General features: G+C 55.5%; 18 protein-coding genes. 11 read left to right on the top strand and 7 right to left on the bottom strand.

Annotation, left to right across the window (positions count from 1 at the left end; all coding sequences use genetic code 11):
- The first annotated feature begins 6 nt into the window (after nucleotides 1-6).
- Nucleotides 7-540: a tetratricopeptide repeat protein gene (locus A377_RS12725; RefSeq protein WP_019895336.1), complete on the top strand. Its 534-nt coding sequence runs from the start codon at nucleotides 7-9 to the stop codon at nucleotides 538-540.
- Complete coding sequence (locus tag A377_RS0106055; RefSeq protein ID WP_019895335.1) at nucleotides 537-1397, top strand: DUF6279 family lipoprotein; 861 nt, start codon at nucleotides 537-539, stop codon at nucleotides 1395-1397. Before A377_RS12725 ends, A377_RS0106055 begins: the two co-directional genes overlap by 4 nt.
- Before the next feature lie 24 nt (nucleotides 1398-1421).
- Here the strand turns inward: A377_RS0106055 and A377_RS0106050 are convergent, their stop codons facing one another.
- Both A377_RS0106050 and A377_RS0106045 read right to left on the bottom strand, forming a co-directional pair.
- On the bottom strand, nucleotides 1422-2285 hold the full coding sequence (locus tag A377_RS0106050; RefSeq protein WP_019895334.1) for an alpha/beta hydrolase: 864 nt from the start codon (nucleotides 2283-2285) through the stop codon (nucleotides 1422-1424).
- A 30-nt stretch (nucleotides 2286-2315) separates the two neighbouring features.
- Nucleotides 2316-2759: a hypothetical protein gene (locus A377_RS0106045; protein WP_019895333.1), complete on the bottom strand. Its 444-nt coding sequence runs from the start codon at nucleotides 2757-2759 to the stop codon at nucleotides 2316-2318.
- A 236-nt stretch (nucleotides 2760-2995) separates the two neighbouring features.
- Here A377_RS0106045 and A377_RS0106040 point away from each other — a divergent pair, with 236 nt between their 5' ends.
- Both A377_RS0106040 and A377_RS0106035 read left to right on the top strand, forming a co-directional pair.
- Nucleotides 2996-3211, top strand: a complete 216-nt coding sequence (locus tag A377_RS0106040) for a DUF3185 family protein (RefSeq protein ID WP_157760772.1) — start codon at nucleotides 2996-2998, stop codon at nucleotides 3209-3211.
- A gap of 15 nt (nucleotides 3212-3226) precedes the next feature.
- Nucleotides 3227-3478, top strand: a complete 252-nt coding sequence (locus tag A377_RS0106035) for a GlsB/YeaQ/YmgE family stress response membrane protein (protein WP_019895331.1) — start codon at nucleotides 3227-3229, stop codon at nucleotides 3476-3478.
- A gap of 65 nt (nucleotides 3479-3543) precedes the next feature.
- On the opposite strand, the gene A377_RS12040 is transcribed toward A377_RS0106035, so the two are convergent.
- The 3 genes from A377_RS12040 to A377_RS0106020 are packed head-to-tail and all read right to left on the bottom strand — an operon-like array spanning nucleotide 3544 to nucleotide 6215.
- Nucleotides 3544-4848, bottom strand: coding sequence for an MFS transporter (locus A377_RS12040; RefSeq protein WP_019895330.1), 1305 nt, complete (start codon nucleotides 4846-4848; stop codon nucleotides 3544-3546).
- Nucleotides 4832-5392: a nuclear transport factor 2 family protein gene (locus A377_RS0106025; RefSeq protein WP_019895329.1), complete on the bottom strand. Its 561-nt coding sequence runs from the start codon at nucleotides 5390-5392 to the stop codon at nucleotides 4832-4834. The genes A377_RS12040 and A377_RS0106025 overlap by 17 nt, the downstream gene beginning before the upstream one ends.
- The gene (locus A377_RS0106020; RefSeq protein WP_245546788.1) at nucleotides 5385-6215 is read right to left on the bottom strand and encodes an SDR family NAD(P)-dependent oxidoreductase; all 831 of its coding nucleotides are present in this window, start codon (nucleotides 6213-6215) and stop codon (nucleotides 5385-5387) included. Before A377_RS0106020 ends, A377_RS0106025 begins: the two co-directional genes overlap by 8 nt.
- A gap of 455 nt (nucleotides 6216-6670) precedes the next feature.
- On the opposite strand from A377_RS0106020, the gene A377_RS0106010 reads away from it, so the two are divergent.
- The 7 genes from A377_RS0106010 (at nucleotide 6671) to A377_RS0105980 (ending at nucleotide 13740) form a co-directional block, all read left to right on the top strand.
- A complete protein-coding gene (locus A377_RS0106010) occupies nucleotides 6671-8134 on the top strand; it encodes an NAD(P)/FAD-dependent oxidoreductase (RefSeq protein WP_019895326.1) in 1464 nt (487 codons plus the stop codon).
- Nucleotides 8131-8997 carry a DUF1365 domain-containing protein gene (locus A377_RS0106005; protein ID WP_019895325.1) on the top strand — a complete coding sequence of 289 codons (867 nt, stop codon included), beginning with the start codon at nucleotides 8131-8133 and terminating at the stop codon, nucleotides 8995-8997. Before A377_RS0106010 ends, A377_RS0106005 begins: the two co-directional genes overlap by 4 nt.
- On the top strand, nucleotides 8966-10183 hold the full coding sequence (locus tag A377_RS0106000; RefSeq protein ID WP_019895324.1) for an SAM-dependent methyltransferase: 1218 nt from the start codon (nucleotides 8966-8968) through the stop codon (nucleotides 10181-10183). The genes A377_RS0106005 and A377_RS0106000 overlap by 32 nt, the downstream gene beginning before the upstream one ends.
- A gap of 14 nt (nucleotides 10184-10197) precedes the next feature.
- Nucleotides 10198-10761: a DUF3833 domain-containing protein gene (locus tag A377_RS0105995; RefSeq protein ID WP_033422840.1), complete on the top strand. Its 564-nt coding sequence runs from the start codon at nucleotides 10198-10200 to the stop codon at nucleotides 10759-10761.
- Complete coding sequence (locus A377_RS0105990) at nucleotides 10761-11276, top strand: chalcone isomerase family protein (protein WP_019895322.1); 516 nt, start codon at nucleotides 10761-10763, stop codon at nucleotides 11274-11276. Before A377_RS0105995 ends, A377_RS0105990 begins: the two co-directional genes overlap by 1 nt.
- A 45-nt stretch (nucleotides 11277-11321) precedes the next feature.
- Nucleotides 11322-12794 (top strand): cryptochrome/photolyase family protein, encoded by a 1473-nt coding sequence (locus A377_RS0105985; protein WP_019895321.1) that lies wholly within the window; start codon nucleotides 11322-11324, stop codon nucleotides 12792-12794.
- 100 nt (nucleotides 12795-12894) lie between these two features.
- On the top strand, nucleotides 12895-13740 hold the full coding sequence (locus tag A377_RS0105980) for a MerR family transcriptional regulator (protein ID WP_019895320.1): 846 nt from the start codon (nucleotides 12895-12897) through the stop codon (nucleotides 13738-13740).
- Nucleotides 13741-13785: 45 nt separating this feature from the next.
- On the opposite strand, the gene A377_RS0105975 is transcribed toward A377_RS0105980, so the two are convergent.
- Together A377_RS0105975 and A377_RS0105970 are read right to left on the bottom strand one after the other, a co-directional pair.
- A complete protein-coding gene (locus A377_RS0105975; RefSeq protein WP_019895319.1) occupies nucleotides 13786-14241 on the bottom strand; it encodes a PAS domain-containing protein in 456 nt (151 codons plus the stop codon).
- Nucleotides 14242-14614: 373 nt separating this feature from the next.
- Nucleotides 14615-15052, bottom strand: coding sequence for an Hsp20/alpha crystallin family protein (locus tag A377_RS0105970; RefSeq protein WP_019895317.1), 438 nt, complete (start codon nucleotides 15050-15052; stop codon nucleotides 14615-14617).
- Between the last annotated feature and the right edge of the window lie 80 nt (nucleotides 15053-15132).

Raw genomic sequence — 15132 nt, 5'->3', positions numbered from 1 at the left:
CCATGCATGAAAAAAGTACTGGCTTTTGCTGAACACTTCGGGGCTTGCAGGGCTACTTTCTGCAATCAATCTGAGACGGTTTATCCGTTTTCAGGTGCGATAACAAAGGAACGCAACATGCGACACACGATTTTTATGCTTGGCCTTTTGCTCATGATGGCCAGTCAGGTTCACGCCGATGCGCTGACCCTCAAAAAAGGTGTAGACGCTTTTGGCCAAAAGGACTATGCTCAGGCTTCCGTCATTTTTAAACGGTTATCAAACAAGGGCGATCGAATTGCCCAGTTTGGTCTGGCCAAAATGTACCGCTATGGCTTAGGCATGGACCCGAATTACTCAAAAGCATTAAAGTGGTATCTGCAAGCCGCGCAACAGAATTACGCTGTGGCCATGTCGCATTTGGGCGAAATGTACGAGCAGGGTTTGGGCGTAGACGCCAATGCTGACGCGGCTCGCAACTGGTATCGCATGGCTTGCAGCAACCGGTGCTCGGATGGATGCCTGCATCTGAAACGACTCGACAAAGTAGCTACCAAATGACCTTTATCCGCTTGACCGGCACCTCCCTCCCATTCCTGCTGCTTTTGGGGATGGCGCTGTTGTTGACCGGTTGTTCATCCCGGTTTGTATACAACCAACTGGATTGGATGCTGCCCTGGTACATTGATGACTATGTCACAGTGAAAACGCATCAGGAACCAAAACTAGAAAAACAAATAGATCAGCTTCTGTTATGGCATCGCACCCAACAGCTTCCGGAGTATGCCACTTTTGTGGAGGACTTGAAGTCCCTAGTGAACACTCCGCCCTCCAGCAAGAAAGTAGAAACCGCTCTAGATGATCTGGATGCCTTCATCGATGCCATCTATCTGGGGGTTGGCAACCACTTTGTTCTACTGGCAGAAACCCTCAGCAGGGAACAGAAAACCGAGTTCATTGACAATCTGACTGAAAAAAACATCGAATACGCTGCTGAGTATGTCAATATCGGCGAGGCCACCGCACGTGAAAAAGGTGCACAGAAAATGACGGACATTTTCACGGACTGGCTGGGAAACCTGACCGATGACCAGGTTTTCATGATCGAACGGTTTGCCCAATCCACTGAATGGATGTCGCCCGGGCTTCTTCACGCCAGACAACAATGGACTAAAGCATTGAACCAATCGCTTTTACCACCACATTCGAACAACCCTGGCTCAGGGGTTCTGAAACTCTTCGAAAACCGGAAAATGTTCTGGAGCCCACGGCTCAAGGCACAATTCGAGAAAAACCGTGTTTTGCTTGCCACGCTGCTGAATAAAATGATCGGCTCAATGGACGCCGAACAAAAGCAGCATTTACTGGATAAGCTCGATGGCTATCAAACGGATTTTGTGGCACTGTCTCGTCAGTGATCCAGGTAAAGACACTTGGGGTTTCTACCGACTTAATCTCAAGAAATCAATGAATCGCTCAAGATCAGCAAAGTGGATTTGAATGGTTTCAATGCTCGCATGATCGGTCTCGGGCAGAACCAGACAGCGGACATTTTTATTGTCGCTGGCGACTTTGCAAAGCTCTCGATGATCCGACAAAGGAACGATTTGATCCTGATCGCCATGCACCAGCAAAAAAGGGATTGAGATTTTTTTCACAGCGTTTATCGGTGCAATGTCATCCAGTTTATGACCAATAACCCACTGAACGTAATGAATGACCAGCCAGACCAGTCCCGGCACCCACCTTGCCTTTTGAAGTTGCCGCTGCATCACCGCTTTCGGGTGGGCAAAACTGGCCAGACTGATGACGCCCCGGACTGCCAAACCTCTTGATGCAGCCAATAGCGTGGCCGCCGCGCCCACAGAATGCCCCATAACAATGACATCTTCGGCCTCTTTCGGTTTATCGTGTTTCAGCCATGCCAATGCCGATTCCAGGTCTTCCGCAAATTTGGGCATGGTGGAGACCCCGCGATGCTCACTGTCGCCATGATTGTGCGCATCCACCAGCATCACATGCCATCCCAGCCGATGAAACGGTTCGGCCAGTGGCAGCATCAAACTTTTGTTTGCTCCCCACCCGTGCAATAAAACCACCGTGGTCTGTGATGGATGTTTGGCTGGCAACCACCAGGCGGACAATTGGCAACCCTGATGACCTGCGAAGGCGATGTTTTCATAAGACAGACCAAAGTCCTGTGGCGTTTGTCTGTTGGCCAGTCTGGGAGCCCGAAAGCCCAGATGCACAGCCAGCAGAAACGCCAGTGTGAACAAGACAACAACCGCAATAATGGTTAAGAGCATGACTATTCCAAACCCAATGGTGTTTACCGCTCAATGAATCAAAAAAGCTGACGTCCCTTTTTCGACCCTTCTGAACACGATTCTGACTGGCGTCAATTTATCGGATGATAAATCACTGTCTGAGCAAGCCAGTGGCTTTTCCTGCCTGTACAGGCATAGACGACGATGCCCGTTCCCCTCAATCGCTTTGAAATAAATGGCCTGGAAAGCAGAAAAAGAGCCGAGCTTTCTGAGCACTCGATCAGAAAAAACTGCTTCCAATGACTTGGTCTGGACCGATTCAATGACAACGGGGTAACTGAAACCGTATCGTTTGCTCAAACCGCCTTCAGGCAATAGCCAGGCACTGTCGATCTGATCGCCGACCTTTGCCCGGGTAATATAATCATCCTGATACTGGTATGTTTCGGCAAAGCCGACCATTGGCGCCGCCAAAATGAGCAGCCAGTAAAAACGAAAGATCAACTTATTCACAGCCTGGTAACCCTTTTAAACTCAAATTATTATCCACATATTATCCACAGTTTATACAAACATAAAACCCTTGTGAGCACTGCTGCCAGCAGACGCTGATCACACGCAAATTCTTTTTGATTCAGACCTTTTTAATTCCCGTGCAAACGGAGACTTGAAGGTGTAAGGTTGATTGTGAAGTCGTCAACATAAAAACACGCGGCACACCACTGAGGGATCACAACAGGAAGTTGGCCATGGAAACAAACACAAACAGTGCCATGAAAATCATCGGCATCATATTAATGGTCGTCGGTGCCGGGATTGTCGTATACGGTTTTCAATTATCGCAATCCATCGGTTCGGAAGTGACGCAAGCTGTGACCGGTTCGGAGACGGATACGGTCATGGCTTACTACATTAGCGGGGCGGTCAGTTTCGTCATCGGTCTGTTCTTTTTCGCTAAAAAATAACAAACGGAGGCAATCATGGAAATCATGAACTTAATCGTATTTCTGGCGATTGGTGCTCTGGCAGGCTGGCTTGCTGGCCAAATCATGAAAGGTCGTGGCTTTGGTGTCATCGGCAATATGGTCGTCGGGATTGTCGGTGCAGTTTTGGGTGGTTTCCTGTTCGGCTTGCTGGGCATCACAACCGGCGGATTGCTGGGCGCGATCATCATGGCCACCATTGGCGCGGTGATTTTGCTGTTCCTGATCAACCGAATCAACAGAACGTAATTCACCCGAAAAAATTCACTAATTCGACACAACGCGCAAGCTTACAAGTGCCGGGCCAACCGACATCACCCAGTCGCTCTTTCTGGCTGGTCAAGGTGCAACCAGAATAGCGTGATCAGTTTGAGCAAAATCGGAACCAGGGCATAGAAAACCCACAGCGCGGAAACAGCCTCGGGCGTGGCTTGGTCCAATCCCAATGCATCCAGCCAGGGCAGGGCCACCCCGACGGCCACTGCCAGCGCCAGTTTGGTCAGCAGCCCCCAGAGCCCGAACAGACGGCTGGCGGCATCCATGCCCTGTTCGCGCAGGCGTTGCACCACATCGGCTTGCAGAGAAGCCGGAAGCGCCATGTCGGCCCCCAGACTCAGGCCGGTGACCGCGCACACCAGCAGATAGCGCTCATAGTCGCCCGCCTCCACCCAGTAAAGACCACTGAACCCGATCACCGCGGTGATCATGGACCATCGCCAGGCGGCCAATTTGCCCAGTCGTTTCGACAGCCACAACCAGAAGGGCAACGCCAGCAGGCCACAGGCAAAATACACCAGCAGCAACGGCCCCGCTTGAGATTCCAGTGCCAGTGCATGGGTGACAAACAACAGAAACAGGGTGGCGGGAAAGGCATTGGCCAGATTATTGACAAAATATGGCCCCATCAATGCATAGGCCTGACGATGCTGCTGCCACAAGCGCCGGTAGCCGTAAAGCGATTGCCACAGAGACGTCGTTGTTGCAGGCGCAGGATCGAGGCGTTGCACCGTATCAAGCCGGAGCAATCCCGACAGGGAAACCACCAGCCCGCCCAGAACCAGCCACCAGACCCATTCAAACAATTTCGGCGCGGTCGGGGCCAGGGACAGAATGGTGGGCAAGGCCAGTACGACCACCACGCCGAGCAGGCCGAACCCTTCCCGCGAAAGGGTCAGCCGCGTTTTGGCATGATGGTCTGTGGTCAAATCCGCCACCAGCGCCTGATAGGGCACCGACATCAGGGTCCAGCCCAGAAAAGCCACGCTGCTGACCACAAACAGATAAACAAAAGGCATGGTTTGCAGCCAGACCTCAAACGGAAAAAACAGCCCATAAAGCCCCACCAGCAATACCATCGCACCCAGAGCCATCTGACTGCGCCGCCCGATCCGGGCCTGCCATTGGTCCGACCAGACACCGACCAGCGGATCGGTCACCATATCCAGCAAGCGCGTCACCAGCAGAGCGGCCCCAATCACACCCAGACTGACCTGCCAATTGTCGTGAAAATAATTGGGCAGATACACATATAGCGGTACCCCCAGCAGGGTTAACACAAACCCCGGCAGGCCATAGCGCAGCATTTCTGAACGCCGCAGCGGCTCAGCGTTTGCCGGCATGCGGTGTCAGTTTGCGATTGATCCAGCGAATCACCCGCCCCAGCAATGGCACTTTCTGATAGAGATAACGCCCCGTGTCCCAGTAATCGGTGTGCGAAAGTACCTGCCCCTGACGGTCAAAGCCGACTTTAGAGGTGCCCACAATCCGGTGCAATTTCAGCTTTTGATCGTAAAAACTCATTTCCCAACGTAAAAAACCGACCCGGCCATTGATGGCGTAATTCATCACCACAAACCGGGGCGTGATGGTGTGTTCGAACATGTGCTCGAAAATGTCACCGATCGCCTGACGTCCGACCACCTGATTGAACGGGTCTTCAAAGTAAGCGTTGGTCGCAAACAATGGCAGCAGCTGTTCAAACAGGCTGGTCGGGGTCAGGTTTTCAAAGGCATGCACATACATCAGCAACGCCTGACAATACCGATTGTCCGGGTCCAATGGCTGTACAGAAGGTGTACGAGTGTCAGGCGGCTGTCTGTCAGCGGCCTTCCGCAAGGCAAGTGAATCAACGAGGTCCGGGCGGTCAAGCGTGGCATCAGTCATGGGGAAGCATCTTCTTTGTTAGTGCCAGCTGCCAGGCATAAGGCAGGTGGCGCATCAGTTTCAAAAACAACGTCAAACGTTTTGGAAAGTGGGTCTCAAAAGGACCAGGCCTGGTCAAGGGTCGATCAATCAGTTTGAAAATCCGTTCTGCCGCCGTTTCTGGCGTCATCAGCGCGGGCATGGTAAAGGGGTTTTTGGCGGTCAGGCGGGTTTTGACAAAACCGTGATTGACCACCTGCAGGCGCACCCCTAACCCTCGCAGCTCCGGCTGCAGAGCTTCGGCCAGATTCAGCAACGCCGCTTTGGGCGCACTGTAACCGCCGCCATACGGCAAACCAATCTGATTGGCAATGCTAAGGTTCCACACCCAGCGCGCCGGGCCCTCTCCGGCCAATACTTTCGGGCGCAAGGCGTGCATCAGCGCCACACACCCCAGATAATTGCTGGCATTCATGCGCGCGTAATCCTCAAACCGGCTGTCTTTGAAAGAGGCCAGCTCATACACGCCCACGTTGTAAAACCACAGATCCAACCCCTCGAATTTTGACCAGGCCTGGTCCACCGCTTGGGCCAATTCCTCTGAATTCTCTGTGTGGGTCACATCCATGTCCACGCAACGCAAATGCTTGGGGTATTGCGCCCCCAGATCACTCAATGCACTGCTGCCAGTGGCCCGGCGGGCCGAGGCCACCACCCGGTACCCGGCCGAAAGCAGTCGGGCCGCCAAAGCCAACCCGATGCCGGTGCTGGCCCCGACCACCCAGATTCGTTTGCCCCCGGCGCTGGCCTCAGCCCCGGAAGCCATTCGATTCGATTCCGTCATACGCCCCTCGCTTTATTTGAATTGTTATCCCTGCCATCCCGGCTACCCACTGTCATCCCGACCAACCTCATGTCTTCTTGACCACCACCATGCCATCCCGACACACCCACGTCATCCCGACCTCTCCCTCCTTGTCATCCCGACCGAAGCGGAGGGATCTTTCAAAGTTTGGCACCGTCAGCAAATACGGGACGCCCTCAAAGAGCCGCACCGCCGTCCAAAGATCCTTCGGCTTCGCTCAGGATGACAGCCTTTTCTCACCCGACCACCTCTTTGCCATCCCGAGCACCCCCCTGTCATCCCGACCGAAGCGGAGGGATCTCCAAGGCGTCGCACCGCAGAACAAGCGGTTTTGGCTTCGACCAGAATCGCAATTGGCTAAAAAATATTGCATTGCTGTACAACTTATGTATAAATGTTATCAAAGAATGTCGCACAGGCAAAGGAGAATTTGCATGAACCCTGACACAACACAGCCAAAAACGTTTCCCAACAGCGCCCGCCCCCCCTCCACACCTCAGAAAATCGCGGTCATCGGCAGCGGCATCAGCGGCCTGGCCAGCGCCTGGTTTTTGAGCCAGAAGCACGATGTCACCCTGTTTGAAAAGAACGACTACACCGGCGGCCACACGCATACAGTGGAAATGGACCATCCCCAATTCGGTCGCCACGCGGTCGACACCGGGTTCATTGTGTACAACGAACCCAATTACCCTCACCTGACAGCCATGTTGCGCCACCTGGGTGTGGCCACCCAGGCCACCACCATGAGTTTCGGGGTCTCGATCAATCAGGGTCAGATCGAGTATTCCGGCGACAACCTCAACACCCTGTTTGCCCAGCGGCGCAACCTGCTATCGCCCGCACACTGGAACATGCTCACCGAGATCGTGCGCTTCAACCGCATCGCCAAACGCGATTTGAGCCTGAATCGGTCGCAACTGGCGCAATGGACCCTGGGCGAGTATCTGGATCAACACAAGTTTTCACCCAAAATGCGCAATCATTACCTGTTGCCCATGGCCGCCGCCATCTGGTCCTGCCCGACCGGCTCGATGCTCGAATTCCCGGCCAGCAGCTTTCTGCAGTTTTTTGACAATCACGGGCTGCTGAACATCCATGACCGCCCGCAATGGCAGACCGTCTGCGGCGGCAGTTGCCGTTACGTGGAAAAAATCCTGGCCAAACAGGCATTCAAACACCGACTGAACACGCCCATTGCCCGCATTCAACCCAAACCCGAAACCCAGCGCGTGGAGCTGACCACGTTGACAGGCCAGACCGAAACCTTTGATCAGGTGGTCATTGCCTCCCACGCCGATCAGTCCCTGCAGATGATCGAACCGGCCTGGCGGCCGGATTTCAGCTTGCTGAATGCGTTCGAATACCAGACAAACCTGGCTTACCTGCACACAGATCTGGCCCTGATGCCCAAACGGCGACGCACCTGGGCGGCGTGGAATTACCTGCGCCAGGACGGCGCAAACGAGGATCGGGTGGCCGTGACCTACTGGATGAACCGCTTGCAGTCGATTGACAGTGCCCAGCCATTGCTGGTCACCCTCAACCCGACCCAGGCGCCGGATCCGGCCAAAGTGGTTAAATCCATGGAATACGAACATCCGGTGTTCAATCAAGTCGCCATGGCGGCGCAGAAACGTCTGGGAGAGATTCAGGGATTGCACGGTCTCTGGTTTGCCGGAGCCTGGACTGGCTATGGTTTTCACGAAGATGGCCTGCGCAGCGCCGTGCACATTGCGCGTCAGTTTGACTTGAATTTGCCGTGGGAAGCGCCCGATACCGGCTCGGTGACCACATCGCAATCAGGGCCGTTCGCCTCGGCCAATGACCCGGAAAGCCACGCCGACTGGCAGACGCCCAGCGCCGCCATGGTCGGTGCAAACGGACTGAAACCATGAGCAGTCAGATCTATTTCAGCGAGATCATGCACCAGCGCAAGCGGCCCTTCACCTACCGCTTTCGCTATCCGGCGTTGCACTTGAAAGTGGACATCGACCGCATTGATGACGAAGCCGACGCGCTCAAATCGCTGTCGCTCAACCGCTTTGGCCGGATCAGCCTCTACACCAAAGATTTCGGGGCACGCAACCCGGAAGTCAGCTGGCGTGACTGGATCAATGGGATGCTGGAACGTTACGGCCACAGCGAACCGCCAGCCAGAGTGGCACTCGTCTGCGCCCCGCGCATGTTCGGGATCGTATTCAACCCGCTGGCGGCGTGGTATGCCTACGATGCCCAAGGCCAGCTGATTGCGATCATTGCCGAAGTCAGCAACACTTACGGCCAGTTCCATCATTATGTGCTCAGTGACCAGGGACAGCCGTTACTGGGGAAAGACCAAAACACCCTGCAGGCCGAGGCTGACAAGGCCTTTCATGTGTCGCCGTTTCTGGGCATGCAGTGTCGCTACCGTTTTCGGTTTGCGCTGCCCGGCGACACCTACAGACTGGGCATCTACCAATCCGAAAACGGCCAGCCCACACTGGTGGCCACTCAGGTCAGCAAAGCCCGGCCTCTGACCGATGCAATGCTGCAACAGGCCAGCCGTCGTTTTCCGCTGGACTCACTGCGCACGCTCTGGCGCATCCATTGGTGGGCGCTCAAAATCTGGCTCAAGGGCGGACGTTTTCACAAAACACCCAAGTCCCTGATCCACATTGCCTACAGTCATTCGGCCATGCGCCCCTTATTTCACTTCGATTCCCCAACGCATCCGCAAGGAGACGCTTATGTTGATCAAACACCTCACCACGCCCATTGAATGGCTGCTGCCAGCACGCCTGATGGAGAATGCCCTGGCCAAACTGCCTTTTCACCAACTCACCCACGGCACCCTGTCGGTGTCTTATCTGGGGCAGACGCACCGGTTTGAAGGCGACTTTGCCGGGCACAGCGCCGACCTGACCATTCACCGCATGCTCCGGTTTGCCTGGCTGGTCAAAACCCAGGGCGAACTCGGGTTTGCCCAGGCCTATCTGGAACAAAGCATCGACACCCCCTCGCTTTATCACCTGATGCACTTTGCCCACCAGAACCGCGAGGCATTAAGCCACCTGCTCGACAACGACAAACCGGTCGGGCGCTGGCACAAATGGCGTCACCAGCGCCGTCACAACAGCCTGCGCAATGCGCGACGCAATATCGCGGCCCACTATGATCTGGGCAATGACTTTTATCGGTTGTGGCTGGACGACAGCATGAGCTATTCCAGTGCCCTGTTTGACGACACGCAGGATCTGGGCGAAGCGCAGCAAGCCAAATACGGACGTCTTCTGGATCAACTGCAGGTCCAACCGGGCGAATCGATTCTGGAAATCGGATGCGGCTGGGGCGCATTTGCGAGACTGGCCGCCTCCCGCGGTCACAAAGTCAAGGGCCTGACCCTGTCGCACCAGCAGAAACGCTGGGCCGACCAGCGTCTGCAACAGGCAGGCCTGGCAGAAAACACCGACATCGCCCTGCAGGATTACCGCCACGAAACCGGCCAGTATGACCACATTGTCAGCATCGAAATGTTCGAAGCCGTGGGCAAGGAATACTGGCAAACCTACTTCGCCCAACTGCAGAAAAACCTCAAACCTCAGGGCAAGGCCGCCTTGCAGATCATCACCATTGACGACGATCAGGCCGAAAACTACCAGAGCCAGGTGGATTTCATTCAGGCCTATGTGTTTCCGGGCGGCCTTTTGCCCAGTCTCAGTCAATTGCACCATCTGGCGATGGATCACGGGTTTGAGATCACCGATCAATTTTCGTTCGGTCAGGACTATGCCCACACCCTGCACAAATGGCTGATGCGCTTCAACCAGCAAAGCCGCAATCTGGAAGCCCTGGGCTACGACCAGACCTTTCAGCGCCTGTGGCGCTATTACCTCGACTACTGCCGGGTCGGCTTTGAAAGCGAACACATCAATGTCTACCAGATCACCCTCGAGAAACGTCTGTAACGGAGAACCCACCCATGCGCCCAACCCGAATGATCGCCCTGTTATTCTTTCCCTGGCTGCTGCTCAGTTGCTCGGCAGTGCCGGTGGACGACTACGCCGGGCAAACGCCCAAACTCGACATCATGCACTTTTTCCAGGGTCACACCTTCGCCTGGGGTCAGTTTCAGGACCGCAGCGGCAAAGTGATCCGACGCTTTGAGGTCGACATCACCGGCACCGTTTCCAGCCACAACGGTCAACGCCAACTGACCCTGGACGAACGTTTTGTCTATGACGATGGCGAAAAACAGACCCGCGTCTGGGAAATCACCGAAACCGCGCCGGACACCTACATCGGCACGGCAGGCGACGTGATCGGCCAGGCCGAAGGCAAAGCCGCCGGTCCGGCCCTCAACTGGCGCTACACTCTGGACCTGCCATACAAAGACGACAGTATTCACGTGCAGTTTGACGACTGGATGTTCCTGCACAATGACCGCACACTGGTCAACCGGGCCACCGTCAGCAAATGGGGCTTCAAAGTGGGCGAAGTCACGCTGTTTTTCCGCAAACCGACCAGCCAGGTGGCGTCATCCTGATGCGCATGCATTTCTGGCGATGTTTCCCGCTGTTGGCGGTGCTGTTTTTACCAGGCCTGGTGATGGCAGACACCGACTGGCAGCCGCAGGGTAGCGCCACCGCCAAGTGGCTGGGTTGGATCGACATTTACGACGCGCGACTCTGGGTCGGCCCGGAGGTCACCCGCGCCAACCTGCTGGCCGATGACACTCCGGTCAAACTGGAACTGTGCTATCACCGCGCCCTGAGCCCGGACGATTTTGTGACCGCAGCCGAATCCGGACTGCCCAAAACCCTGCCCACGGCGCAGCGTCTGGCGGTGGAACGGCTTCATGCCCGCTACCAGGCGGTCGAAGCCGGTGATTGCTATCAACTGGAGCACCAACCAGGGCAGGGTTTGCAATTGCGCCTCAACGACCGTACAGTCTTTGTCAACGACACCCCCGGTTTCAAAGCCGTGTATTTGGGCCTGTGGCTGGGCGATTCGGCGCTGTCGACCGAGGTCAAACACGCATTGCTCGCCCCGTTGAAATGACGGTTTACACAAAAAAGCCATATAAAAAACAGGGAAAACAAACCCATGACCACGCTTGTCTGGCTGCAACGCGAACTGCGCACCCAACACCATCCGGCTCTGGCATCGGCGCTGGCGCGTGCGCGCAGAAACCGATCAAAGGTCATTGTGGCCTACTTTCACGACCCGGCCCAGATCATCGGTTCGGCCAACAGCGCCTGGCTGGCCCAGGCCCTGCCGCAACTGCAACAGGATTTGCGCGAACGCGGCGGCGATTTGTGGCTGATCGAAGGCGACTTTGCCACCCAGTTGCAAAATCTGATCGAACAGCACGCCATTCAGGAACTGTTCTACACCTATCAACCCGGCTCGCCTTTTGATGCGATGCAACGACAGGCCGAAAGCGTCTGTCGGCGCACCCGGACTGCGCTGACGCCGTTTGAAACCGAAAACTGGCTGCCCTACGCCCGGCTGCATAACCAGAGTCACAAACCCTACAAAGTCTACACCCCGTTTTTCAAATCCCTGCAGAGCCGTTTTGATGAGCTGGAACCGCTGGACTCGCCGGCACCGGAGGATTTTGCTTTTTGTCTGCCCGCACCCAAAGGTCTGGATCAACGACCGGGGTCGCTGGAGACCATTCTGGCGCAACCCTGGACACAAAACATCCTGCGTCACTGGCAGGTGGGTGAAACCGCCGCCTGGCGACAATGGCAGGCGTTTCAGGAACAGGGCTTGCCCCATTACAGTGACCAGCGCGATTTCCCTGCCATACACGGTACCAGCGGATTATCCGCCGCCCTGCACTTCGGCCATCTTCATTCGCGTGCGCTGTTGTTTGCCTTGCTGGAAAGCCAAAAAAGACAGGGAACCAATAAACCCCAACAGAATGCCTCTCAACAGGTCTGGATGAGCCAATTGGCCTGGCGCGAGTTTGCGCGCAGCATTCTCTGGCATTTTCCCGAGAGCGAACACCAAGCCTTCCAGCCCAAATTCGAAGGCTTTTACCCCCGGCTTGAAACCTTGTCGGACGCAGACCACAAAAACTACCAGGCCTGGTGCCAGGGCCAGACCGGGGTGCCCTTGATTGATGCAGGGATGCGCCAGCTCTGGCAGACCGGCTGGATGCACAACCGGGTGCGCATGGTGGCAGCCTCCTGGCTGACCAAAAACGCGCACATTCACTGGCTGGACGGCGCCGCCTGGTTTGCCGACACCCTGGTGGACGCCGACCCGGCCAACAACACCATGGGTTGGCAATGGGTGGCCGGTTCCGGGGTCGATGCCTCGCCCTATTACCGGCTGTTCAACCCGATTCGCCAAAGCGAGCGCTTTGATCCTCAAGGTGACTACATTGCCCGCTGGGTGCCGGAACTGGCCAGCCTGCCGTCCAAACAACGGCTGGCACCCCCCACCGACCAGCCAGACCTGTTGCAGACAGCGCTGGATTATCCGCCGCCGCGCATGGATCTGGTCGCGTCACGCCAACAGCATTTGCATCGAGTGGAACAACTGAAACAAAAGAAACCCATCGCATAACGTCCATGTCTCGCAACGCGCCGGTTCGGCTGTACAAACGCTGCCCCAACCTTCTACAGATTGAATTGACCCCAACAGGGTTATTGACTAAGATACCGCTATGAGTAGCCAACCGATTGATGACAATGCCCTTTTCCCGATTCGCGAAGTCTCCCGCCTAACCGGGGTCAACGCCATCACCCTGCGTGCCTGGGAAAGGCGCTACGGCCTGATTGAACCCATCCGCACCGAATCCGGCCACCGGCTTTACACTCAAGAAAACATCGACACCTTGCAGGAAGTGGTGCGTCTGACCCACCAAGGCATTCCCATCGGTCGGGTCAAAGGCCTGCTGCAATCGCGCCGCCCGGAAACCACCGACCCCAAAACCCCGTCGCAAATGGGAAACCGCTTGCAGGAACTCTGTGCCGGCAAAGACCTGACCGGCCTGTCGCAGCGAATCGACCAGTTGCTGGCCGATTATCCGGAACCCGTGTGGCAGAACACCCTGGCCGAAACCACGCACCAGTTATCCCTGCGCCACGACAACACCGCCGATCAGGCCCAGCGCGTTTTCTGGGAAGCGGCCATACTGCCACGGCTATACAGTCGCCTGTATCTGACCTTGCGCGAAATGACCCAACCCTCTCGTCCGGTGTTGCTGGGCATTCAGCCTGACACCTCGCCCGTCTACGCCCTGATCAGCGCGCTGAAACTGGTGCTGAAAGGCTACTACCCCATTATTCAACACGCCCCGCTCACCCCCGACACCGAACTGGTGAGTCTGTTGCAATCACTGCAATGTCTGGGCGTGAGCGTGGTTGACGCCAGCGGCCAATGCGACATTCACCGCTGGCACGACTGGCACCAACAACACGGCAGTTTCGAACTCTATTTCTTTATGGACCAAAGCCCAGGCTCCGCCAGCCAGGCCCTCCTCGCCCACCACTATCCGCTCAACCCCTAAAACCGACGCCTGCGTCACCAGGTCAAGCTGAAGACGAATATCCGATCAGCCTTTGGAATCCAACTGCGCTTCCAATTCCGCAATCCGGGCTTTGGCCTCGGTCAGTTCGTCCTGCAGACGCACCAGATCGGTCACGTCTTTTTGGATGCCGATGTAATAGGTCAATTGATCCACTTCGTCGTGAAACGGCGTCACACTGAGTTCGTTCCAGAAAGGCGTGCCGTCCTTGCGGTAGTTTTTCAGCACCGTGCGAACCGGTTCACTGCTGTCAATGGCCGAGCGCAACACCCGCACCGCGTCTTTTTCGGTGTCATCCCCCTGCAGGAAACGGCAATCCTGATACAAAATCTCATCCGACGAATACCCGGTCAACTTCTCAAACGCCGGATTCACATAAATCAGAATCGTATCGTGGTCTTCTTTTTCTGCCACCACAATCCCATCCTGGGCTTTTTCAACCAACTGCAATAATGTGGCATAGCGTAGTTTTGTATCTTTCATGACGGCCTTAAATGCTTACGAATGAGTGCATCCATTCTACCCAACTGCGATCCCAAAAAAAAACTTAAAAATCACTAGCAGCCGATTGGCTTAAGTCCGACAGATTGCCAGGCCTGGTCAATTGACACAAAAACGTCCCGCTCGAATCTTCGAACAGGGCGAGAGGAGAAACGATCATTCCAGGCAAAGCCGAAGACCTCCTGCCGCCCCACTGTTATCCTGAGCGTAGCCGAAGGATCTCCCGACCTACCACGCGGACCTTAAAAGATCCCTCCGCTTCGGTCGGGATGACAGAAGGGGACGGTCGGGTAACAAAAGCACTGTCATGCTGAGCGAAGCCGAAGCATCTTTTATCGACAATGCAACACCCGAATCACTCCACCGTGATTTTTTTGCTGGTGTCATCGGCCTGCTTTTTCGGCAACACCACTTCCAGCACACCGTCTTCGCAGCGGGCATTCACGTTTTCTTCGTCCACGTTGTCCGGCAGTGCGAAGCTGCGCTCAAATTTGCCATAACGGCTTTCCACGCGGTAATAATCGTCTTCGTTGACCTCATTCTTGACCTTGCGTTCACCGGAAATGGCCACGCGCCCGTCCTTGACTTCCACCTGTATGTCTTCCTTTTTCACAACGGGCAAATCCGCCTCAATGTGATAGGCGTAATCGCCTTCGCGCGTGTTCACCGTGGGCACAAACCCGGCCACACTAGACTCCCCAGCGTCCGCCTGAGCCGGAAACGCCTGCTGCAAACGCGACTGCATATCACGAATTTCCCTGAATGGATCAAAAGTGGTTAAAAATCGAGCCATCTTGCACCTCTTTGACAGTTCTCATACCAATCAAGCTCAATTTTTATATAACGATCTTTTGTTAATATTCAACACCCTGA

It is taken from the genome of Hydrogenovibrio halophilus DSM 15072 (assembly GCF_000384235.1).
GTDB lineage: Bacteria > Pseudomonadota > Gammaproteobacteria > Thiomicrospirales > Thiomicrospiraceae > Hydrogenovibrio > Hydrogenovibrio halophilus.
The sequence above is the reverse complement of the archived record's forward strand: the minus strand, read 5'-3'. Positions and strand labels throughout refer to the sequence as shown.